Genomic DNA, 21,104 nt, shown 5'->3' on the forward strand with positions numbered 1-21,104 from the left:
TTTTTAACCCCTTAATCTGTGGCAAAAAAGTAATTATTGTAATTTTTTCTTAGAACTAAAAGCCGTTAAAAGTAAATAACTTAACACACCGGCTGATAGCGCTAAAACGGATGCTAAAATAAGACTTCCCACGATATATTGCGTTGCATTTCTCTGAATATCGTCGAACGTGATGGAACTATCTAAAATTAATGGAACTTCGTTTGATACAAAATAGCTTCCCATTTTTAAAGAACCATAGATAACAAAAGGGATAAACGGGGGAAAGCTGACATTTGAAGCCAGATAAGCTATAACTTTATTGAGCCTGAATAAAGCGGCGAAAGTAAAAAGCAGAACGGTTTGAAATCCCCAAAACGGAGATATTCCGATGAAAATTCCTAACGCAATGGAGGCAGATTTTTTGAAATCAGAATCACTGCTTTCTAAAATGTCTTCGAGGAAAAATTTTTTAAAGCCTTTTTTTTTTGCTCTTCTGAAAAAATCCCTGGGTTTAATGTACAGCAGCGTATTGATGACCAAAACGGTATTCAGGATACTGATTCGGGTAAAATCTTTAAACGGACGAAAATGCGAAACCCTTTCGGCAGGGTCGTATAAAATCCGGATCGGAATATTTTTTACCACAATCCCTTTCCAGGCAGAACGTACGATTATCTCAATTTCAAATTCGAATTTATTGGTGTAATATTTTTGTGGGATCAGCTGCAGCGGGTACAACCGGAAACCCGATTGGGTGTCGTCAAGTCTAATTCCGGTTTCAAACCAAAACCAGAAATTGGAAAATTTATTACCAAAACTACTTTTTTTAGGCACATTTTCCTGTGTCATGTTTCGGCTTCCGATCAATAAAGAATTCGGTTGATTTTGAATCTCAGCGATAAAATTCGGAATATCGGAGGCAAAATGCTGTCCGTCTGAATCGATCGTAATGGCATATTCAAAATTCATTTGAATTGCTTTTTTGAAACCATTTCGCAACGCCATTCCTTTCCCGGAATTTCTGGTGTGATGAATTTGGGTGAACTGCGAATACTGTTTTAAAATCTCGCTTGTTTCATCGGTCGATCCATCATTGACTACAATGACATTTGGAGTGAAATCTAAAATAGAATCCAGCACTTTTTTTAAAGTTTTGTGATTATTGTACGTTGGCACAATCACACAAAAATTAACATTCTGAAGGACTTCTTGTTGTAGTAATGAAGGTTTCATTGCGTTTGGTTTCTTCGCCTACTTCACGAACTGCTTCTCTTTTTCGGAGAAACTTTTCGATTGAAGGACAAAGTCTTTTAGATAATCTTTCAAAGCGCCATTTTGCTCGGCATAATGTGCTGTGATAAATTTTTTATCTTCTTTAATATTTTTTTTATAACCTGTAATTCCGGGAACATCTTCCTGGATACTCAGACGGATCATTCTGATTTCGATATTATCCGGATCACTTTTTAAAGTAGCTTCCAGAAGTTTTGCACCTTCTTTAAAGCGTGAGATTTTGCTTCCGATTATGCTTTCAAATTTAGATTCCAGCACAATGGAAGCCGCTTTGTAAGCGACTAATATTTTTTCATCGTTGTTTGAAACGCCTGAAAGTTTGGCTGTAAATTCCTTAGCGTTTGCTTCTGATTTTGCAACATCGGAATACATTTTTCGAATCGAAGCCAAATCCGGTGTTCCGGCAAAATTTATCCATAGAACTAATGACAATAGTAATTTCATAATTATAGTTTTTTATACACATTGCTTAATTTTAAAGCAACGGTGTCGTTAAAGTAAGTTGTGTTTTTCACCTTAACCAAATCATCTTCAGTAATTACAATTTCAAGTTCCAGGCGTAATTCGGGTGACGTTTCAGGATTAATGAGCGCCATGAATTTTACATTTGTAAGTGTCTGAATCATCAGGGTACTTTTAGTAACAGATTCTGTCAGTTCTTTAATAATCTGAATCATGCAAACACCCGGCATAATAGGATTTCCCGGAAAATGACCTTTAAAAACCTCATGATTGGCATTAACTAATATACGAATATTATATTTAGCATCTCCTGTTTTTTCTTCTGAAAGTACTTTGTAAAAGTCTTTTAAAACCATAATTTTATTTTTTTCCGAATGTATATGCGGCGCTTATTTTTATTTTTTTGCTTCAAAAGAATAAGAAATTCCTGCTTGAAAATTGACATTGGTGTTATAATCTCCAAAAAAATAATCATCATTACGGTCATTGTGGTAATAATCACTATCTAATACGTCAAGCAAGCCTTTTTTAATCCGGGCTTCAATGGTTAGATTTGAAGATAACTTATAAGCAATACCTGTAATAAAGGCTAAATCATTGTACGTTTTCCTGCGGGCTAAATTATCATCTACCAGGATATCCAAAGCGGGTCCGAATTGTATTTGAAGACCTGGTCCAAATGTAAATTTATTAATAACGGCAAAGGATAAATAGTCGAGTTGTAAATCGCGGCGTTCTGTTCTTTCTATTCCGGTATTATCGTCAAAATAATTTCGGGTGACATTCTCAGAGCCTTGTCTGGAATAGGTAATTTCAGGCTGCAGCGCATAATGTTTTTTAATATTTAGTTCTCCAAACCCACCAACATAAAAACTGGGTTTGTAATGAGAATGCGTTTCTGAAATAGTCGAAAAGGTAAAACCCCCTCTCAAACCGGGTTTAAAAGAAAATTGGGCATGCGTTTGCTGCAAAGCAAAAATGAAGAGCGCAATGAATAATTTTTTCGGACTCAAAATGTTTTATTTCGTTTTAAATGTATAGCTGATACCAATCTGGAAGACCTGATTTAAGATGACATCATCATAATAATAATCTCCGTTATCATCGTAATCAAGACCGTCGTAACCATAAATATCAATCAATCCCTGTTTAAATCTTGCTTCAAAAGTTAATCCGTTTGGTAAGGTGTATCCTAATCCGGCAACTACCGAAAAGTCGAAATCGATTGGATTGAAACCATATTGGTCAAAATTATCACTTATTTTAAAATCAGCCGATGGTCCCGCCAAAATGTGAAACCCTTTTCCACCGAAATGAAATTTAGCAACAGCACCAGCCGTAAGATAATTTAATTCGTATTTTACAGGAATCCCATAATCCGGGGTCTGATAATCATAATATCTTCCTTCAGAACCTTGTCTCGAGTACGTCAGTTCAGGCTGAAGCGTAAAAAACCTGTTGAATTTTATATCGACTAAACCACCAACATAAAAATCGGATTTTAAACCATTATCATCAATATTGGATAAACTCGAAAGGTTTAAACCTCCTCGAAGTCCCGGGCTCACAGTTACCTGCGCATTTGATGTGATAAGACCTGTAAATAAAACAAAAGCAATTACGGTTAATTTTTTCATTTTGGTTTGATTTAAAGTTTATGATTTGTTTAAATTTTTATTCTGATTTAAAATAATTGAATTCAATCTTCAATTTAATATTCTGATGAATAATCTCAATTTTCTCGGCAAAAATATTGTTTTCTGAACTAAATGTGAGTGTTATTTTTTCTTTTGTTTTAGAGGCATGAATTACTTTCTCTAATTTCTGGTCTTTTTTGGACAGGAACAAATAATTATCCCGATTACCGTCAGCCGATTTGTAGATGTTATCAGATTCATTTTCAAACTGTTCCTGAATTAAATATTCCTTTTTCAGCAACAATCGGAAATCGTCTCTTAAAGTATTAATGAGGATTTTTCGATCTAACTCTGAAACAATCGAATTGACTTTAAAACTCTTATCGGAAATTTCAAAATCCAGTAATTTGTTCCCAAATTCAGTAGTGAAAACAACGCGGTGTATACTGTCGTTTATTTTTTTGGCAATAAAAATTCCGGACATTTCATTTCCGTAAACCGTAATATTCGTTTTATAAACATAATCGGTTTTGGGATTTGAAAAATACGGAGCTTCGTAAGACGTCTTGTCTAATTTTTTAGGCGAATAATTTTTTGTGACCGGGCCACAGGAAATTAAAACAATTGCGAGTACGCAATTAATTAGTAAATACTGAATCGTCGATTTTTGCATTGATCACTTTATTTTTAAGTACAATTCGGGTATAATCTTCAGAGGATTCCAGTAATTTTACCTGAACCACGGTGGCTTCTTCTTTATCGAAAGTCAGTTCAATTTGCTTGATGTATTTTTTAAGGGTGGCATCTTTCGGAATGAATTTGGCAAGATTTTGTCCTTTCACTTTGAAATAAGAAATCGTAAACTCTTTATCATCAAACATATTTCCGCTTACGCTGCCCACAATCAATTTATTGATGCGGCCAAAAATTTTGCTGTTTCCAATATCAACGGCACTTTTCTTTCCTTCGTCGTTGATCAGGATTTTACCATTTTTGAAAACAATACTGTAATTGTATGGTTTTTTGTATTGCCACTGCAGCATATTCGGTTCCTTAAAAATCATTTTTCCGGAAGTTTCAATATCCTTCGATAAAAAATCCAGGTGTTTGTACTGTACAAAATCGGTACTCAGGGTTTTGATTTTTTTCGATACCACATTGACGTCTTGCTTAAAAGCAGCAATTTCTGCATCAGACATTTTTTGTTCCTGGGCGAATGCGGCATTGCCAACGGTCAACAATAAAAGGAAGAGGTATATTTTAGTTTTCATGTGTATTTAGTATTTGTGTTAAAGAAACATGGAATCGCCATTCTGCTTTACTTTTGATTAACGAGCATTCACGACGCTTTCATACGCTTTAAGGTTCAAAAGTTCTCCGGTCGAAATTACTTTGTAATTGTTTTGCTGTAAAAATTGCAAAAACCGTTCCAGTACCAAAACAGAGTGTAAAGCCGTATCATGCAAAAGTACGATTCCGCCGGGAGAAATACGTTTTATAATACGATTGAAAATTAAATCCTGATCTTTTGTTCCGCCATCAAGCGATCTGATATTCCAGCCAATCACCTGATGTCCGGTAATTTTTAAAGCCCTTCGGATGGAAGGTGTGGTTACGCCATAGGGAGGACGAAAAAACTTTACTTTTCCCGGAGTAAATTTTTCTAAGAGAGAATCTGTTTTTTGAAGTTCTTTCGTGATTGCTGCAGCATTATAGAAATCAAAAAATTTCGAATGACTGTAAGAATGATTTCCAACTAAATGACCTTCTTCAATAATTTGTTTTACGATTTCAGGATGGTTTTCAATGTTTTTTCCAATGCAGAAAAAAGTAGCATTTGCATTGTATTTTTTCAGCAATTCTAAAACTTCCACCGTAAAAGGACCCGGTCCGTCGTCAAAAGTAAGGGCTATTTTTTTTTCCTTTTCGGATGGATTACTGCAGAAAGCTTTTACATGATAATCAGAAGAAATTCGGGCAGAACCAACAGCATTGATTCCGAGCCAAAGTAAAACAATCACGATAAACCATATCCAGCTAATTGAAGCATAAAAGTTCAAAAGAACCAGTGCCAGCAATAAAAAGACAAAAAATATTGAAATGTTTTTATGCGTTATCATTTTGACAGTAACGTAAAACTATGATTTTTTCCGCTCAGCTGATTATATAATACGACCGTGTTGTAAGCGGTTCTTTTAACTGAATTTACCTTTACAATTTCCGGAATTTCCTGCAGTTTTATAACTTTTGAGGCCATCCATAATCCAAAAGCTGAAGCCGTATCGTATTCACCACACAAGTGCTTGTAATACAACTGAGGGGTATCTGAAAAAGTATTTTCGGATAGTGTTCTGTAATACGAATCGAATTTTACATCGCCGTTAAAACCCAAAACGATAGCATCAACGTCTGAAACTTGAAGACCGTTAGATTTTAAGAAAGCAGTTATGTGCGTTTCAATTTCGTTTTCTTGTAAAGTGTTTATGATTTCAACATCCAGAATTTCGGCGTAAGTAGTGTCTTTTTTTTCATTTTCCAAAACAAAAAAACTGGCTCCTTCACCGTGAACGGCTCCAATTGTTTTTGGAGTTAAAAGATGAAACGGCTGCTCACTTTCCTGTTTAACACGTTGTGCCAATTTAAAAAGTTCCATGGTATAATCACCATTCTCATCTACGCCGCCTACTAAAATCGAACTGGCTTCGTTTTCCTCAAGTTGCATTTTAGCATCCAGAAGTGCAGACTCAAAAGAAACCACACCATTTACGTAGGTAAAATTATACCCTTTACACTGCATGGTTAGCGCAATCTGAGCTCCAACGGTATTGTGCGTGGATTGAATAAATGCGGTTGGGGTTAAAAATTCTTCATTATTATCCAGAATGTTTTTCAGGAATTTTTCAGAATCCTCAATACAGCCTAATCCTGTTCCGGTAATGATGGCGTCTACATTTTCGGCCTGCGCGTCTTTCATCGCCAATGCCGAAGCTACGATTCCGTTTTTTACTCCTTTGGCCATTCTTCGGGCCGCTGCCGGAGCAATAAAATCTTTGTAAACAGGGGAGACCACACTAAGAATGTTGTCATTCTGATTGTATACGGCATCTTCCAAAAAAACAGTATCAAATGTTTTTTGAGTCGAAATACAGCCTACTCCATTTATATATGTTTTTTTCATTCGCTTTTTGAAAATATAAGGGTAGAACAGTTTCCTCCAAATCCGAAAGAATTAGATAAAACGTGATCGATGTTTTTATTTTTTAAGGAAGTTTGTGGCTGCAAATCAAATTCTTCCATGGGAGTTTTGAAATTCATATTTGGATACACCACATTGTTCTGAATGGCCAGAACACTGTAAACCGCTTCAATGGCCGCTGCTGCTGCCAGTGTATGTCCCGTAAAAGGTTTTGTTGAACTAAAATCAGGGACTTTTTCCTCTCCGTAAATGCGGAGTATCGCTCTTCCTTCAGACAAGTCATTGTTTGGAGTTGCCGTTCCATGTACGTTGATGTAATCTATTTCAGAAGGTTTCAAACCCGAAACTTCAAAAGCTTTTTTCATCGCCAGATAAGCACCGTCCCCATTTTCTGAGGAAGCAGTCTGATGAAAAGCATCGTTTGCGTTTCCGTAACCCGAAACTCTGGCGAGGACTTTTTTGTTTTGTTTTTTTACAATTTCATCGGATTCCAAAACCAGATAGGCTGCAGCTTCTCCCAGGTTCAAACCTTTACGGTTGTTATCAAAAGGCTGGTTATAATCGTCTGATAAAATCATTAAAGTCTTAAATCCGTTGATGGTGAATTTTGCCAAAGCATCGGCACCGCCCACAATAACACGGTCCAGTTTTCCGCTTTTTATCAATCGCGCACCCAGCATAATGGAGTTCGCAGCCGATGAACAAGCGGTACTGATTGTCGTTACCATTCCTTTTAAACCTAACTCTGAAGCGATTTTATCGGCAACATCACCACCGTCATGGCAGCTAATATATTTTACAAGTTCCGGTTTTTCGAAATAATCATAATAATATTTCTCCGTCATATCCATTCCGCCCACACTTGTAGCCGAAATGAGTCCGGTCCTGAATTCATTTATAGCTGTAATCCCGGCATTTTCGACAGCCTGTTTTGCTGCAAAAGTGCCAATCATAGCCGTTCTTGAGAAATTATTATCGGCCGGAAGATCCAATTCGGCAATCAGTTCCGGATTGGTTTTTTTGATTTCCCCTACCTTATTGATGTCGGCATGAATCGTTGTAATATTCTGGACACGGGTAATGGCACGATTTTCATGTAATAATGAATCTAAATTTTCCTCAACTGAATTTCCAATCGAAGAGATAATTCCCATTCCTGTTATTGCAACACCTTTCATTATTAGACTTCTTTGATTGTTAGATTTTTAGACTTCTTAGATTGTTGGATTACATAGATTTTTAGACTTTCTTTTCTAAGAAGTCTAAAAATCTAAGCAAGTCTAATTGAGTCTTATTTTGTTCTGTTAGCGCTGATGTAAGCCGCCATAGATTCGATCGATTGGAAAATGGTTTTGCCTTCTTTCGGGTCTACCAGTTTAATTCCGTAGTCTTTATCTAAAATCACGATTAATTCAAGGGCATCAATCGAGTCCAAACCTAAACCATCTCCAAATAAAGCGTCAGTATCTGCAATATCTTCCACAGCGATATCTTCAAGGTTTAACGTTGTAATGATTTTATTTTTTAATTCCAGTTTTAATGCTTCCATGATTATTGATTGTATAATGTATTGATAGTTTCGTTTGTATATTTAGTGCTTTCTTCTTTACTGATGGTGCAAAGAAACGCTTTGTAATCGTCATTAAAAAATTCTACCCAACCGCAAAGAACCACGTCTGCCTTATTCGAATTCAGAAGAATATTAGAATAATTAGACATAAATTCAGTGTTAAAGGCATCAAATATAAAGAAAGAATTTTCACTTTTCAGCTGATGGCGGATACTTATTTCGCCCAGACAAATATTTGGCAGCGTATAAACGAAAACTGCCGGACTCGGAAAGTAGTTTTCCTGGTCGGAAATAGATTCCTGATATTTTACATCGGTATCTAAACTCGAGGATTTATTGGCCAGAACCAAAGCAATATTATTTTCCTGTTCCCCCGAAGTTATGGGACTCAAAAGCAATTCAGCTCCAAGAAAAGCCAGTTTGCTCAAAGCATCCATTTTGAAAAACTTCGGGTATTGCACGTCAAAATTACGATAGGCTTGTTTCGAGAAATCCGCAAAATCGGTGGGTTCGATTTTGAATACCGAAGTTCCGTTCAAAACAATTTCGTTGTTTTGGATGGTGATATAGGATTGTATGTTGGTTTTTTGAGTCATTGTTTTAATTTAACACTAATTCCACAAATTTAAAGGGATTGATTATGGTTTTAAATTACACTACTATAATCTGTGAAAATTAGTGCAATTCGTGTTTCACTTTTTCAAAAACCACAGCCGTATTACAACCCCCAAATCCCGAAGCTGTTTTCAGGAAATAATCAATATTTCTTTCTTCATTCTTGTCAATAACATTTATAGTTTCACTAACCCCAATTTCATCAAATCCTTTCGATTCAAAAAGCAGATTCTGATTGGCAGATTCAATTGAAATTACGGTTTCCAACAATCCCGAAGCACCTAAGGTATGACCATAAAATCCTTTCAGACTGTTTATAGGAACGTTTTGCAAACCCAAACGATTTAGGGCAATGGCTTCCATTTCGTCGTTGAATGGAGTGGCGGTTCCGTGTGCTGAGATATAATCGATTTTATCCACTTCAATCTGCGCTTCTTTCAACGCATTCTGAATACTTCGGTACAAACCTTCACCCGTTCTTGACGGTCCTGAAATATGATTGGCATCATTTATCGAACTGTCTCCAATCACTTTTACTTTTGCATTTGTGGCAGCTGCTGAAACTAAAACTGCAGCCGTTGCTTCGCCTAAACTTACACCGGTTCTGTTTTTAGAATACGGTTTGCAAGGCAAATCACTCATGGCCTGGAACGCATTAAATCCGGATAAAACAAACTCCGAAACTTCATCGCCGGCAATGACAAAAGCGTTGTCATACAACTCCGACTGAATTAATCTTTTGGCTACGGAGACGGCTAAAATTCCGGAAACACAGGCATTCGAAACCACAATGGGCTGCGTCTGAAATCCGAAGAAATCCGAAACATTTTTTGCCAGTACATCTAAATGGGCATTATTGAAACTTTCTTCTGAATCCTCTTTTAATGCCGTAACATTTCCTTTTGTAGTCGAAAGTATAAAGGCTGTTTTCGAATTTAATTCAATTCCTGAATTTTTGATGATCGGTTCTAAAGCCAGAATCATCATTTTCTCCAGACGGGAATATTTTTTGTCAGTACTGATTTTCTCGAAAGCACGGTTTAGTTTTTCAGTATTGATAACGGAAGCATAAAACGGCATCGGCATCAAAGAAAGATCTTCATGCAGCTGAATACCGGAATCACCACGAAGAATCGCTTCGGTATTCGATTTGACATCAAATCCTAAAGGCGTTATACAATTGGTTTCGGTGATAAATACTTCTTTCATTTCTAATTTTTGTAATGCAAAACTGCACACGGATTTTGCAGATTAAGCGGATTTACACCGATTATTTTATTTTTTTAATTTGTGCTAATTCGTGAAATTCGTGTTTTACTTTAATAAGCCTACTTTTCTTTTCCACTCTTCGTAGAAAGGAGGATTGGTCAGCATTAAATTTCCTTCACCGTCTAAAAAGACCTGCACGGTTTCGCCGGTACAGGCTACTTCGCCTTTTGCATCTATTATTTTAAAACGGTAAATCATTTTGGCCGCAGGCGTATCTACTACTGTGGTTTCTATCGTGACCACATCGCCGTAACGGAGTGATAATTTATGTTCACATTTTGATTTTACAATCGGGGTCGTGTAACCCGTATTGCCAATATCCAGGTAGGTAAGTCCGTGTTGTCGGCCAAACGCTTCCCGTCCATCCTCAAAATAGGTAATGTAATTTCCATGCCAGACAATGCCAAGCGGATCAGTTTCGTTAAAACGAATTCTGATTTCGTGTGTTACCGTCAGGTCAGTGGCTTCGTTAAACTGTTCTTTTCTTTTTGTCATAAAATAATGCGATGGAGGTGGTGATGATAAAAAATAAAAACAATAAACTTATTTTCGGAATAATTTCTAATAAACTAACGTTGCGCAACAGCACATCGTAAAATGCTTCCAGTCCCCAGTTCATTGGAGACGATTTGGCTATGATCTGCATAATTTTTGGCATAGCAAAAACAGGCACCCAGACACCGCCAACGGCCGCCAAAATGAGCACACTCGTGGCACCAAACGGCGCAGATTGTTCTTGCGTGCTGGCAACAGTTCCCAATAAAATTCCGAATCCGATTGCGGCAAATCCGGAAAACAACGCCACGACACTCATTAAAAACAAATGTCCTTCGATATTTAAAGGAGGCAGGCCAATATGCGGAAACAGAAAAATTGCAACCGCAACCATCATATAAAACTGAATCATACAGATTGCAGAATACGTAATGGTTTTTCCGATGATGACAATCAGGTTAGAAACCGGATTGGTTAACAATCGTACGAAGGTACCTTGTGATTTTTCTTTTACGATATTGATAGACAACGGAATTACAATAAAAAATATAGCAAAAAGCGTCCAGGCCGGAACGTTATGCTGCACGGAATTCGGACGAATTTCTTTGTTGTTTATTCTCGGGATGATTTCTTTGAACGTAATAAAGCTCTTTTGTTCGAATGAAGCGGTACCTTCTCCTAACTGATTCTGAAAAGTGGTATAAATGGATTTGGTTTCGATTTGCGAAATCATTTTATCAATAGCATTCATGACCGCATTTTTGAAACTCATCTGAACCGCCGGATCAAAATACAATTTCACTTCTTTTTCTTTGATTATTTCAGAAGGTGCTGCCGTTGCCGTGCTGTCGGTTAACCCCATACTGCTGACAATTTTGGCTACGTTCTGATCAATTTTGGCCTGTAAATCAACACTCAGATTTTTCGGAATTACAATCGCCAATTGAAATTTTCCTTTGTAAACGGCTTCTTTGGCAACTTCTTCCGTAATGGCTTTATTGTCAATCTGAGTGACCACGCTAAACAAATTGCTTTTTTCGAGATTATCAAAAACAGTTTTAGAGACCGAACCTTTATCATTGTCAACGAGTAAAATCGGAATTTTGGTATCGCTAATGGTTTTGAATGTACTGTCCTGTATTAGAGTTACCGTGATGACAAGCACCAGCGGCATGATAAACAAAATAATCAAACCGCCTAAATCGCGTTTAAGCAGTAAAAATTCTTTTACAACCGACATCCAGATTTTATATACCATCTCTTAAGTTTTTACCGGTTAGTGAAATAAAAACGTCTTCGAGATTTCCGGCTTCAGCAGTAGAAGCAATCAAACCCGAAGGAGTGCCTTGCGCATAAATGCTGCCCTGGTCGAGAATGGCGATGTTGGTACAGAAATCTTCGGCTTCGGCCAGATGGTGTGAAGTATATATAATAGTAGTTCCTTGTTCGTTTAATAATTTCAAATAATCTATAATCGCATTTTTGGAGTGAACGTCAACACCTACCGTTGGTTCATCGAGAAACAAAACTTTCGGATTGTGCAGGATTCCGGCAATCAGGTTGACTCTTCGTTTCATTCCGCCCGAAAAAGTTTCGATGCGTTTGTCTGCGAATTTCAAAAGCCCCAGAAGATCTAACGTTTCGACTACTTTATCTTTCAGATACGAACCTTTCAGGCCGTACATGCTTCCAAAATAGTGCAGGTTTTCCCTGGCGGTTAAGGTTGGATATAAAGCATATTCCTGTGGTACAACACCAATAATTTTTTTAATTTTTGAAGAATGGTCTGTGTAGTTCAGATCATTTATGGAAAAATACCCTGAGGTAGGTTTTACCAATCCGCAAAGCATGGAAATCAAAGTTGTTTTTCCGGCACCGTTCGGACCTAATAATCCGAAAATCTGGCCTTCGTATATGTTCAACGAAAAGTCGTTCAAAGAATACAGATCTGCATCTTTGTACTTTTTCGAGAGGGATTCTATTTTTATAATGGGCTGCAAAATATGTTTAGCTAATGGCTTTTTTTAGTTTTTTGAAAAAGATTTCTTCTCTGTTGGCAATGTCCAGAAGTTCATCGGCAATAGTATTGTAGGCATCTTCCTTGGCACTTCTATTTTTATAAATACGGGAAGCTTCCACGGCAAAATCACGCCATGAATCGCCAATTTGGGTCATTTCCTTTGAAAGCACTTTCAATTCTTCATTGTTCAGAATTACTGAAGCTTCCTGTAAAAAAGCAGCATAAATAAAACGGAAACCACCGCCTCCGGTACCTATTTCTTCCTGCATGCGAACCATTTGCGCCAGGTAATGATTGGCTTTTTTGGTGCCGTGTTTTACAGGCCATTTCCTGATTTGTCTGGAAACAAATTTAATTCCGCGTACCCCCACAATTGGCATTGGAGCCAGCATATCGCGACAGGTATTTTTGATTCCTTTGATGATAGCACTTTTTAAATCGACATCTTTTGGAACCTGAATCGGATAGTACATTTGTCCGCGTGGCGCAAAAGCACCTTTGGCAAAACGTACCTTGTCTAATTCGTCATGTGTTAAAGTAGTCACCGTTTCCATTACAGGATCGCTTACTAAATAATCGGTATCGGTTTTGCCGTAAACGACCAGATTGTGAGCGTTAAAATGAAAGCGGTACTCATCCGGAAAATAACTCAGGTGATACACGCCAACTTGTAATCCTGTTGGGATATTGTTTTTTAAATTCGCATCTAATGCTGCATTTGCTTTTGCTGCAGAAGAGAATTTTTGTCTTTTTATTTTAAGGTTTAAACGGCTTGCCACTTTATTAAAAATCTGACCGGGCAGCGTTCTGTAACTAATTGCCGGGGCGTGATTTACTTTTATAAAAGGCAGGTACACGAAAAAAAGCCCGGAACCAATCCCAAAAACCATCGGTTCACTGATGTTCAGTCCGCTGTTTTTTAACAAATTCGAAGCTACTCCATTCTCGCAATGGGCAGATTGATGATGTGTGAAATTAGTCTGCATTAGTCTTTTTTAATATTTTTTAGTTCAGCTACTGAAATTTCAAAAGCGTCGGCATATTTCTGTAAAATGGTATCGTTTAATTTGGCAAAAACGGCTGGCTTAAAATGTCTTTTTACGCGCCATTTCCACATTCCAACATAACTTGCCAAAATGGTCAAATCCATTTTGTTGCGTTCCATATAATAACAAATCGGACTTGCTTCGCCGGTTTCCACCTGTCTTTTTGCTTCGGCAATCCTTTCATTAATATCATCTATGGAATTTGAAAGTGCGATTGTTTTGGGTTCCCAACCGGTACTTAAAGTTGTGGTGTAATCACCGTTTTCATCGGTGGCATACAAAAGCTCTTTGACATTGTTTTTGGTTAAGTTGCTTGTGTCTTGTGGTACTTTTTCTTTTTCCATGACCGTTTAGTTTTCGATTGAAATTAGGATACTACAGTCGAAATTGTTTTTTGAATGAACAAATTAATTTCGCATTCTAAAAGTTTTTTATCTCCCAGTAAGCTTTCGCAGCTCATGGTGCATAAGGTATAATCGTCGCCTTCAAATTTTGAAACCAGGTTTGCCCGCGTAATAATGGTATCGTAAGCTTTTGGCAGTTGGTGTATTTTCAGGTTTTTTATGGCACTGATAAAACCAATTACGTTTATGTTTTCATTTTCTGAACCATTCTCGTCAAAAAAATATTTTTTTCCGACAATGGCAGAACAGGTTTGTGCGGTATTTTCTATGAGACCGGCTTCGATAAAAACACCGTTGCTGACAAAAATATTGTCTTCTCGTATCAAAAACACGGTTTCTACAAAACTGGCATCTACATTCAGAATTAAGTCGACCATGAGCAAAGGTGGCCGGTGCGGTAAATAATTCTGGATGTCAACAGCGGTTCTCATACAAGTATTATTATTTAGCTAAAACGGTTTTCATTTGTCCGTTAGCGATTTCTTCATTGTTCAAAGTCGTTACGATATCGACCAAAGTGATTCCGGCAAATTCCTGTATAATGGTTACCGTAGACTGTATCGTATCGTTTATTTTAGGCAGCTTCTTAATTTCAATTTCTTTTATGGAACCGATATAACCTGTTGGGGCTTTTTCATTTTTTAAAAAAAACTCATACCCGGTATGTAAAGCTACCGACTGGGCCATGTGCTCAATTAAGCCTGCTTCCAGGAAAAAATTATCGTCATAAAATATATTATCGTCTTTAATCTTCAGTCCGGAAACCAGCGAGTTTTCGGTAAACGAATACATTTTATCTACCATTACAAAAGGAAACTTTTGTGGCAGTAAATTCTCGACAGCTTCTTTTTCTAACACTAAAGTGGTTTCCATTAGCAAACGGTTAAATACGCATAGGCGAAAGAAAATCTTCCGCTTTCGGGAACTGATAAAAGGATACGATCTCCTTTTTTCAAATTGCCGGAATTCATTAATTCTTCCAAAGCTAAATAAATAGAGGCAGAACCTACATTTCCAACTCTCGAAAGATTCATGAACCATTTATCATCGGTCATTCCGATTCCTTTCTCCGTCAGTCCTTTTTTTAATCCTTCCACAAAAAAGTTAGACGAAACGTGAGGAATAAAATAATCTACCTGATCGGCTGTAATATTGTTTTTACCCATAGCATCTCGCATGCTTTCGGCACCTTTGGAAAGAATAAATTCGTCCAGTAATTTCACATCCTGTTTGATGGCAAAAACAGATTCCTTCAGCCATTCCTCCGGGGCATAATCGCTCCATGCTTTGATTTCGCCATTCTCTAATTTATCCCCTCCGGCATACATGCAGGTTTCCAGTTCGTACGCATACGAAAAAGCTTCCATCCATTCGATTTTTAGGGAAATTGGCCCTTTTGGTTCGTTTTCCAGTAAAAAAGCTCCGGCTCCGTCAGATAACATCCAGCGTAAAAAATCTTTTTTGAACGCAATGATAGGCTGCTCTTCCAGGCTTTTCAGATTAGCGGCTTCGTGATTGTACATTTGGGCATTCAGCCAGGTCGAAACTCTTTCAGACCCTGTGCAGATTGCATTTTTGGAATTTCCTGATCTTACGGAAAGGAAACCAAATTTTAAGGAATTCATTCCGGCACAGCAAACACCGGTGGATGAATTTAATTCTACTGATTTATTTTTTAGTAATCCATGAACCATCGCAGCATGCGAAGGCAGGAAAACATCAGGTGTTGAGGTTCCGCAGGAAAGTACTTCAAGGTCTTGTGCCGTAAAGTTTTCATCAAACAACTGCACAACAGCATTTCGGGTTAATTCGGCATTGTTGTGTGTGCTTTTTCCCGTTTTATCTATGGCGTAATAACGACTTGTAATTTTATTATTGCGTAAAATAATGCGTCTTGCTTTAGAAGCGGCATCATTGATCAGTCCTAAATAATCTTCCATTTCTTCATTAGAAACAGCTTCATTTGGCAAATATTTTGCAGCTTTGGTAATATATACTTCAAACATAATCTAATCGTCTACTAAACTCCCTGATAATATTGAGTTTCTTTTTTTATTTTTTTTAACTTAAGGGGATAGGTAATAAGGTGCAATATATATACTATTGGTGAGATTAACCATATCGCGAGGAATAAATAAACATAAAATAGTTTAAGCAGCTTTTTTCTGTTTTTTTGATTTTTATAAATCAGGTTTGACCATTTATTGAAAATTTTGTTCGCCGTTTTATCTACGGTTACAAGATACGGGCTAATTTTTACTCCTCCAATGGCAACTAATTCCGGCTGTAATTCTTCTGGTGTATGCTGATTAAAATGAGAAAGTATCACTTCCCCAAACTTATCGGATTCCTGAATATCTTTATCTGAAACTCCCGGTAACGGAAAAATGCCCAAATATTTTTTCTTGACTCCGGAGAACATCCATTCTACAATGGTAATCACGCTTATCAGATTTCCAACACGGTCTACCAGGGCTACGTTTCCAACTAATTTTGCGTTAGCTTCGCGTAGCAAAATCTTAACTTTTTCCTGCGCCATAATCCACATATTCCTGGAACCGCTGATGGTGATGACAGGAGTATTATTCAGTATTTTTTTGCCTGACTCACTTTTCAGAAATGAATTGATGGGAATAGAAGGTGACAGGTACCACACCTGATAATGAAACAGTATTAAATCATATTTTGTATTTAAAATTTCTTCCGGAACGGGTTTTAATTCCGTTGGTATCTGAAGAAAAGTTTCGGGGAAAGCATCAAAAAAAGAAGTTTTATCCCATGGAAAAGGAAATGGTTTCTCTAATTGTATTTCATGAAAAGTTACTTTGATCTCTTCTGAGTTCAGGAATGGTTTTGCAATATTTTGCGCAATCGATTCCAGCTGTCCCGATTGGGAATAATAAATGACAAGAACATTTTTCATTTCTGTTTTTGGCTTTGGTTATCGCAAAAGTAGTTAATTTTTCGGAATGAATTTCCTGATTTTGTCCGACCGTTTGGTATGCACCCATTCCGGCCATGTGGAAGCATCTTCAGCATCATAAATTCGTATTTTCTGATCAGGATCTTCAATTAACAAATCATCAGAAGTACAGTCTAAAATTAATGCTGCTGCGGCAATACCGGAATAGGTGGCTCCGGTTACACCGTGTGAAAGCGTACAGGCTCCGCAAAGAAATAAATTGTCGATCTCGGTTTTGTTTTTATAAGCAAAAGGTCCCACCTGATTAAGTGTTTTTTCGGTTCCGTATACATTCCCTTTCGTCGAATTAATATAAAATTCATTGGTCTTTGGCGTTCCCAATTCAGCCTGAATAATATGCTGTTTGGCATTTGGGATTATTTTCTCGACATTGTTCATCAGTTTATTGGTCACTTTTTCCTTGAAGATTTTATACGCGTCATTATGGTAATCTTCCAGGCCGTTAAAATCATCCAAATGTTCATAATTGACATAAGTAACAATTTCGAAATTATGGTATCTTCCATTAAAGCTTGCCGGATCCTTAAGTGTGGTACAGCTTATAAAAACGGCAGGAAACAAATCGCCTTCTGCAATATCATTGTTCATTAAATCTTCAAAATTGTCATCGTCATTTTCATCTTTCATCATCCAGATGTTTCCGGAATCAATTTTAAACTGGGTAACATCGATGTCTAATGTCAGAAATAGAATCAATGAAGTAACCGAGTATTTTGTTTTTTGAAGTTTCTTAATCAGGGAGCTGCTCAGGTGTTCTTTTCCGATCAGGTTTAAATACGTAATCGATGGATCGGCATTCGAAACAATATTTTTGGCTAATATTTTTTCGCCATTTTCAAATTCGATGCCAATGGCTTTTTTATTTTCGATAATAATTTTATGCACGTTTTGCTGTACGCGAACTTCGCCTCCATGTCTTTTTATGCCGTTGGTCATCGCTTTTACGATACCGCCGCCGCCACCCATTGGATAATAACCACCATCAAAATAATGGCTCATTACCGAACAATGTACCGGGAAGCAGGCTTTGTTAGGCGGAAGCCCGTGATCGCCACACTGAACGTTAAGAACGGCTTTCAGCATCGGATCCTTAACATGCCATGCCACTACTTTTTTTAAGGGGAACAAAGCAAATTTTCCAAAATGTTTGGTTCGGAAAGGCACCGTTATTTTTTGCCACCAGCCTTTTAATTTTGGAATTAACTGAAGCTCGTAACTTACTTTTTTGACTAACGAAAGATATTCATGGATGTTTTTTTCTTCAGCAGGAAAATGGTCAGAAAGTGTTTTTTTAAGGTTATCGATTCCGGCCGGAAGGTCGAAAGACTGATCGCCAATTAGGCAATGTTCGTAGGCCTTTTTATTCATTCGGAAAAAAACCAGATCATTGGCAATTCCCAAACCGCGATACAGTTCATTGGTAGAAGAACCTTCTTCAAGAAGTCCGACATAATGTACGCCAGGACTAAAACGCTGTCCGTTTAGGGTAAAACTGTGGCTCCAGCCTCCGGGAACATAATGCTGCTCCAGAATTAAAATTTTTTGTCCGGCTCTTGCGAGACAAATACCTGTTGCTAAACCTCCAACTCCTGAACCAATGATAATCGTGTCGTATTCTTTCATGCCTTGTTTTAAGATTTCCTAAAAGTATAAAAGAATGCCTATCAAAAGCAGTGGGATGGTTTATTTTATCTTTATTTTTTCAGCTGATTCCAAAAATCAAAATAATTGAACCATTGCAAAGGGTATTTCTGCAGAATGGTTTCAACACTTTGGACATATTCTTTCAATAAACCCTTTTCGTCGCGATGTTTTACAGTAGCTTCCCTTGCATATAAATGGTAATGCAAATTGTGCTCTTTCATAACATAAACGAAAACAACAGGGACTTTTAAACGGGAAGCGATCAAAAAGGGACCGGCAGGAAAATGGGCTTCCTGGCCCAGCATTTCTTCGGAAAGGGATTTCGTTCCTTCAAAATAGCGATCGCCTGTAAAACAAACCAGCTCGTTGTTTGCAAGAGCGGCATTGATCTCAAAAATATGAGACAGATCGTCTTTGATGATGATAAATTTTACGGAAGGTTTCTGGGCAAGACTTTCCAGATAATTTTTAATGGCAGAATGCTCTAAATCCGTAGTGACAAGATTAATACTGAAATCAAGATTAATGTCGCCTAAAAAATGCTCGGCGATTTCAAAATTCCCAACGTGTGCACTGATCAGTACGCCGCCTTTTTTTGCTGCCAAAAGATTTTTTAAAACCTCGATTCCGTCAAATTCATAGGTGAATTTATTTCGCATTCCTGCCGAAATGGAGATTTTATCAATGATGGTTTGTCCAAAAGTATAATAACTTCTGAAAACCATTTTTCGGGATTTAAAACGGGAAAATTCTAATCTTTGATTAAAATAGTAGAAAATAGCACTGTTGCTTTTTTTCAGGAAAAGGAAATAATAAGATGCGACAAAGTATAAAAGGCCGTAAGCAGACCGAATACCCATTTTCTGTATTAAAAAAACAAATATCCTATAGCCTAAAACGGTACCTTTTGATTTACCATCCCATTTGCTCATTAAACAGCTTTGGCTTTTAGTTTCGTTTCAATCAGGTCATAAAAATTCTGAAAAGAAGCAATTCCAACAAAATCCACTTCTACCAGTTTTACTCCAAAGTTAGATTCAATAGAAACAACTAAGTCTACATAATCTAAACTATCTAAACCTAATGTGTCTTTTAAATTAGCGTTTGGTTCAATTTCGTCTCCGTCAACCTCAAATTCCTCAACCAAAAAACTATTAATTCTTTCTATTATTTCTTCTTTATTCATCACTCAATTAAACTTTTTAACTACCAACGCCGAGTTGGTTCCTCCAAACCCGAAGGAATTGGACAAAAATATGTCAAATTTTTTGTTTAACGTAGTTTTAACTAAATTTAATTTTGAAGCATCTTCATCGGGATTTTCCAAATTGATGTTTGGCGCAATAAAATCGTGCTGCATCATTATAATAGAGTAGATTACCTCACTCGCCCCGGCCATCCAGCATTCGTGACCTGTCATTGATTTGGTAGAACTTACGTAAGGATTTTTCTCACCAAAAACTTCAAAGATGGCTTTGGCTTCGTTACCATCACCAACCGGAGTTGAAGTGGCATGCGCATTTATGTAGTCAATATCTGATGCTTTTAATTTTGCGTCGTCAAGGGCTCTTTGCATAGCAGTCGCCGGCCCTTCTACATTTGGAGTCGAAATATGACCTCCGTTGGAAGAAAATCCATAACCCGCCACTTCTGCAATAATAGTAGCGCCTCGTGCGATTGCTGATTCGTAACTCTCGAGGATTAACGTGGCACCGCCACCACTCGGAATTAACCCGTCGCGGTCTGCATCAAAAGGTCTTGAGGCTTTTTCCGGCTCATTTTCCCTGTTTGAAAAAACGCCTAAACCATCAAAACTACTCATGGCATATTTGTTGATTTCCTGTGCGCCACCGCAAATAATAATATCCTGAAAACCGCTTTTGATTAAAAAATAGGCCAGTCCAATGGAGTGTGAACCACTTGCACAGGCGGCACTTATCGTAAGATTGATTCCCCTAAGCTTGAAGATCGTGGACAAATTCATGGTTACCGTAGAATTCATCGATTTAAAAATAGCTCCGGAACCAATGAGGGCCGTGTCTTTTTTCTCTCGAACAATGTCTGTAGCATCAATAATAGCTTTAGAAACGCTGTCATTTCCGTACATGATACCTACTTCTCGGGTGTCAAAAAAGGCATCGTCGATATTAGCATTTTTCAGGGCCTCGATAGTTGCCATATAGGCATATTCGGTTTCTTCACCGATGCTCATGCGTTGTCTGCGTGACAGTAAATTTTTCAGGTCCGTTTTAGGAACCATGCCCGTTAAGGCAGACTGAAAACCAAATTCCTTTCTTTCAGCGTCAAACTGAATGCCGGATTTTCCGTTGTATAAGGACTCCTTTACTTCATCTAAAGAAGTTCCGATACAGGAATAAATTCCCATCCCAGTAATTACTACTCTCTTATTCATCGTCTTTCAAAGTAATTTTTTATCCGTTACTGTAATTTTATTGAACACATATAAACGAAGTCTCTGTTTTTTAAA

At 37.4% G+C, this 21,104-nt stretch carries 26 protein-coding genes; all 26 read right to left on the reverse strand.

What is annotated here, in order from left to right; genetic code table 11:
- Window positions 1-33 precede the first annotated feature (33 nt).
- On the reverse strand, window positions 34-1,215 hold the full coding sequence (locus D0817_RS09310; protein ID WP_127338127.1) for a DUF2062 domain-containing protein: 1,182 nt from the start codon (window positions 1,213-1,215) through the stop codon (window positions 34-36).
- A gap of 18 nt (window positions 1,216-1,233) precedes the next feature.
- The gene (locus tag D0817_RS09315) at window positions 1,234-1,719 is read right to left on the reverse strand and encodes a hypothetical protein (protein ID WP_127338128.1); all 486 of its coding nucleotides are present in this window, start codon (window positions 1,717-1,719) and stop codon (window positions 1,234-1,236) included.
- 2 nt (window positions 1,720-1,721) lie between these two features.
- Window positions 1,722-2,093 carry an ApeI family dehydratase gene (locus D0817_RS09320; RefSeq protein WP_127338129.1) on the reverse strand — a complete coding sequence of 124 codons (372 nt, stop codon included), beginning with the start codon at window positions 2,091-2,093 and terminating at the stop codon, window positions 1,722-1,724.
- Window positions 2,094-2,132: 39 nt separating this feature from the next.
- Window positions 2,133-2,750, reverse strand: a complete 618-nt coding sequence (locus D0817_RS09325) for an outer membrane beta-barrel protein (RefSeq protein WP_127338130.1) — start codon at window positions 2,748-2,750, stop codon at window positions 2,133-2,135.
- A gap of 6 nt (window positions 2,751-2,756) precedes the next feature.
- Window positions 2,757-3,374 (reverse strand): porin family protein, encoded by a 618-nt coding sequence (locus tag D0817_RS09330; protein WP_127338131.1) that lies wholly within the window; start codon window positions 3,372-3,374, stop codon window positions 2,757-2,759.
- A 37-nt stretch (window positions 3,375-3,411) separates the two neighbouring features.
- Complete coding sequence (lolB2, locus tag D0817_RS09335; RefSeq protein WP_127338132.1) at window positions 3,412-4,047, reverse strand: flexirubin biosynthesis protein LolB2; 636 nt, start codon at window positions 4,045-4,047, stop codon at window positions 3,412-3,414.
- Window positions 4,013-4,645, reverse strand: coding sequence for a flexirubin biosynthesis/transport protein LolA2 (gene lolA2, locus D0817_RS09340; RefSeq protein ID WP_127338133.1), 633 nt, complete (start codon window positions 4,643-4,645; stop codon window positions 4,013-4,015). The genes lolB2 and lolA2 overlap by 35 nt, the downstream gene beginning before the upstream one ends.
- A 57-nt stretch (window positions 4,646-4,702) precedes the next feature.
- A complete protein-coding gene (locus D0817_RS09345) occupies window positions 4,703-5,494 on the reverse strand; it encodes a polysaccharide deacetylase family protein (protein WP_127338134.1) in 792 nt (263 codons plus the stop codon).
- The gene (locus tag D0817_RS09350) at window positions 5,491-6,552 is read right to left on the reverse strand and encodes a beta-ketoacyl synthase N-terminal-like domain-containing protein (protein WP_127338135.1); all 1,062 of its coding nucleotides are present in this window, start codon (window positions 6,550-6,552) and stop codon (window positions 5,491-5,493) included. The genes D0817_RS09345 and D0817_RS09350 overlap by 4 nt, the downstream gene beginning before the upstream one ends.
- Window positions 6,549-7,748: a beta-ketoacyl-[acyl-carrier-protein] synthase family protein gene (locus tag D0817_RS09355; RefSeq protein ID WP_127338136.1), complete on the reverse strand. Its 1,200-nt coding sequence runs from the start codon at window positions 7,746-7,748 to the stop codon at window positions 6,549-6,551. Before D0817_RS09355 ends, D0817_RS09350 begins: the two co-directional genes overlap by 4 nt.
- A 113-nt stretch (window positions 7,749-7,861) precedes the next feature.
- Entirely contained in the window at window positions 7,862-8,119 is a 258-nt protein-coding gene (locus D0817_RS09360) for a phosphopantetheine-binding protein (protein ID WP_127338137.1), read from the reverse strand.
- Window positions 8,120-8,121: 2 nt separating this feature from the next.
- Complete coding sequence (locus tag D0817_RS09365) at window positions 8,122-8,736, reverse strand: beta-ketoacyl-[acyl-carrier-protein] synthase family protein (RefSeq protein ID WP_127338138.1); 615 nt, start codon at window positions 8,734-8,736, stop codon at window positions 8,122-8,124.
- Window positions 8,737-8,815: 79 nt separating this feature from the next.
- Window positions 8,816-9,964 carry a beta-ketoacyl-[acyl-carrier-protein] synthase family protein gene (locus D0817_RS09370; protein ID WP_127338139.1) on the reverse strand — a complete coding sequence of 383 codons (1,149 nt, stop codon included), beginning with the start codon at window positions 9,962-9,964 and terminating at the stop codon, window positions 8,816-8,818.
- Between the two features lie 105 nt (window positions 9,965-10,069).
- The gene (locus D0817_RS09375) at window positions 10,070-10,519 is read right to left on the reverse strand and encodes an acyl-CoA thioesterase (RefSeq protein WP_127338140.1); all 450 of its coding nucleotides are present in this window, start codon (window positions 10,517-10,519) and stop codon (window positions 10,070-10,072) included.
- Window positions 10,494-11,777, reverse strand: a complete 1,284-nt coding sequence (locus D0817_RS09380; protein WP_167470935.1) for an ABC transporter permease — start codon at window positions 11,775-11,777, stop codon at window positions 10,494-10,496. The genes D0817_RS09375 and D0817_RS09380 overlap by 26 nt, the downstream gene beginning before the upstream one ends.
- Window positions 11,767-12,519, reverse strand: a complete 753-nt coding sequence (locus D0817_RS09385; protein ID WP_127338141.1) for an ABC transporter ATP-binding protein — start codon at window positions 12,517-12,519, stop codon at window positions 11,767-11,769. Before D0817_RS09385 ends, D0817_RS09380 begins: the two co-directional genes overlap by 11 nt.
- A 7-nt stretch (window positions 12,520-12,526) precedes the next feature.
- Complete coding sequence (darH, locus tag D0817_RS09390) at window positions 12,527-13,525, reverse strand: BtrH-related acyltransferase DarH (RefSeq protein ID WP_127338142.1); 999 nt, start codon at window positions 13,523-13,525, stop codon at window positions 12,527-12,529.
- A complete protein-coding gene (gene DarG / locus D0817_RS09395; protein WP_127338143.1) occupies window positions 13,525-13,929 on the reverse strand; it encodes a flexirubin biosynthesis protein DarG in 405 nt (134 codons plus the stop codon). The genes darH and DarG overlap by 1 nt, the downstream gene beginning before the upstream one ends.
- A 23-nt stretch (window positions 13,930-13,952) precedes the next feature.
- The gene (locus D0817_RS09400; RefSeq protein ID WP_127338144.1) at window positions 13,953-14,420 is read right to left on the reverse strand and encodes a hotdog family protein; all 468 of its coding nucleotides are present in this window, start codon (window positions 14,418-14,420) and stop codon (window positions 13,953-13,955) included.
- A 10-nt stretch (window positions 14,421-14,430) separates the two neighbouring features.
- Complete coding sequence (locus tag D0817_RS09405) at window positions 14,431-14,862, reverse strand: hotdog family protein (protein ID WP_127338145.1); 432 nt, start codon at window positions 14,860-14,862, stop codon at window positions 14,431-14,433.
- Complete coding sequence (gene darB, locus D0817_RS09410; RefSeq protein WP_127338146.1) at window positions 14,862-15,995, reverse strand: dialkylresorcinol biosynthesis protein DarB; 1,134 nt, start codon at window positions 15,993-15,995, stop codon at window positions 14,862-14,864. The genes D0817_RS09405 and darB overlap by 1 nt, the downstream gene beginning before the upstream one ends.
- 14 nt (window positions 15,996-16,009) lie before the next feature.
- Window positions 16,010-16,912 carry a dialkylrecorsinol condensing enzyme DarA gene (locus D0817_RS09415; protein WP_127338147.1) on the reverse strand — a complete coding sequence of 301 codons (903 nt, stop codon included), beginning with the start codon at window positions 16,910-16,912 and terminating at the stop codon, window positions 16,010-16,012.
- 33 nt (window positions 16,913-16,945) lie between these two features.
- Window positions 16,946-18,595, reverse strand: coding sequence for a phytoene desaturase family protein (locus D0817_RS09420; RefSeq protein WP_127338148.1), 1,650 nt, complete (start codon window positions 18,593-18,595; stop codon window positions 16,946-16,948).
- Between the two features lie 71 nt (window positions 18,596-18,666).
- On the reverse strand, window positions 18,667-19,548 hold the full coding sequence (locus D0817_RS09425; protein ID WP_127338149.1) for a lysophospholipid acyltransferase family protein: 882 nt from the start codon (window positions 19,546-19,548) through the stop codon (window positions 18,667-18,669).
- Window positions 19,548-19,802 (reverse strand): acyl carrier protein, encoded by a 255-nt coding sequence (locus tag D0817_RS09430; protein ID WP_127338291.1) that lies wholly within the window; start codon window positions 19,800-19,802, stop codon window positions 19,548-19,550. Before D0817_RS09430 ends, D0817_RS09425 begins: the two co-directional genes overlap by 1 nt.
- 3 nt (window positions 19,803-19,805) lie before the next feature.
- Window positions 19,806-21,029 (reverse strand): beta-ketoacyl-[acyl-carrier-protein] synthase family protein, encoded by a 1,224-nt coding sequence (locus D0817_RS09435; protein ID WP_127338150.1) that lies wholly within the window; start codon window positions 21,027-21,029, stop codon window positions 19,806-19,808.
- Window positions 21,030-21,104: the final 75 nt, after the last annotated feature.

The sequence above is a fragment of the Flavobacterium cupreum genome (assembly GCF_003996965.1).
Taxonomy (GTDB): Bacteria; Bacteroidota; Bacteroidia; order Flavobacteriales; family Flavobacteriaceae; genus Flavobacterium; species Flavobacterium cupreum.

Bases quoted from the DNA above. Each gene is read 5' to 3' on its own strand.
- D0817_RS09310 (WP_127338127.1), bottom strand. From the start codon at position 1,215: ATGAAACCTTCATTACTACAACAAGAAGTCCTTCAGAATGTTAATTTT.
- D0817_RS09315 (WP_127338128.1), bottom strand. From the start codon at position 1,719: ATGAAATTACTATTGTCATTAGTTCTATGGATAAATTTTGCCGGAACA.
- D0817_RS09320 (WP_127338129.1), bottom strand. From the start codon at position 2,093: ATGGTTTTAAAAGACTTTTACAAAGTACTTTCAGAAGAAAAAACAGGA.
- D0817_RS09330 (WP_127338131.1), bottom strand. From the start codon at position 3,374: ATGAAAAAATTAACCGTAATTGCTTTTGTTTTATTTACAGGTCTTATC.
- lolB2 (WP_127338132.1), bottom strand. From the start codon at position 4,047: ATGCAAAAATCGACGATTCAGTATTTACTAATTAATTGCGTACTCGCA.
- lolA2 (WP_127338133.1), bottom strand. From the start codon at position 4,645: ATGAAAACTAAAATATACCTCTTCCTTTTATTGTTGACCGTTGGCAAT.
- D0817_RS09345 (WP_127338134.1), bottom strand. From the start codon at position 5,494: ATGATAACGCATAAAAACATTTCAATATTTTTTGTCTTTTTATTGCTG.
- D0817_RS09350 (WP_127338135.1), bottom strand. From the start codon at position 6,552: ATGAAAAAAACATATATAAATGGAGTAGGCTGTATTTCGACTCAAAAA.
- D0817_RS09355 (WP_127338136.1), bottom strand. From the start codon at position 7,748: ATGAAAGGTGTTGCAATAACAGGAATGGGAATTATCTCTTCGATTGGA.
- D0817_RS09360 (WP_127338137.1), bottom strand. From the start codon at position 8,119: ATGGAAGCATTAAAACTGGAATTAAAAAATAAAATCATTACAACGTTA.
- D0817_RS09365 (WP_127338138.1), bottom strand. From the start codon at position 8,736: ATGACTCAAAAAACCAACATACAATCCTATATCACCATCCAAAACAAC.
- D0817_RS09370 (WP_127338139.1), bottom strand. From the start codon at position 9,964: ATGAAAGAAGTATTTATCACCGAAACCAATTGTATAACGCCTTTAGGA.
- D0817_RS09375 (WP_127338140.1), bottom strand. From the start codon at position 10,519: ATGACAAAAAGAAAAGAACAGTTTAACGAAGCCACTGACCTGACGGTA.
- D0817_RS09380 (WP_167470935.1), bottom strand. From the start codon at position 11,777: ATGGTATATAAAATCTGGATGTCGGTTGTAAAAGAATTTTTACTGCTT.
- darH (WP_127338142.1), bottom strand. From the start codon at position 13,525: ATGCAGACTAATTTCACACATCATCAATCTGCCCATTGCGAGAATGGA.
- DarG (WP_127338143.1), bottom strand. From the start codon at position 13,929: ATGGAAAAAGAAAAAGTACCACAAGACACAAGCAACTTAACCAAAAAC.
- D0817_RS09400 (WP_127338144.1), bottom strand. From the start codon at position 14,420: ATGAGAACCGCTGTTGACATCCAGAATTATTTACCGCACCGGCCACCT.
- D0817_RS09405 (WP_127338145.1), bottom strand. From the start codon at position 14,862: ATGGAAACCACTTTAGTGTTAGAAAAAGAAGCTGTCGAGAATTTACTG.
- darB (WP_127338146.1), bottom strand. From the start codon at position 15,995: ATGTTTGAAGTATATATTACCAAAGCTGCAAAATATTTGCCAAATGAA.
- D0817_RS09415 (WP_127338147.1), bottom strand. From the start codon at position 16,912: ATGAAAAATGTTCTTGTCATTTATTATTCCCAATCGGGACAGCTGGAA.
- D0817_RS09420 (WP_127338148.1), bottom strand. From the start codon at position 18,595: ATGAAAGAATACGACACGATTATCATTGGTTCAGGAGTTGGAGGTTTA.
- D0817_RS09425 (WP_127338149.1), bottom strand. From the start codon at position 19,548: ATGAGCAAATGGGATGGTAAATCAAAAGGTACCGTTTTAGGCTATAGG.
- D0817_RS09430 (WP_127338291.1), bottom strand. From the start codon at position 19,802: ATGAATAAAGAAGAAATAATAGAAAGAATTAATAGTTTTTTGGTTGAG.
- D0817_RS09435 (WP_127338150.1), bottom strand. From the start codon at position 21,029: ATGAATAAGAGAGTAGTAATTACTGGGATGGGAATTTATTCCTGTATC.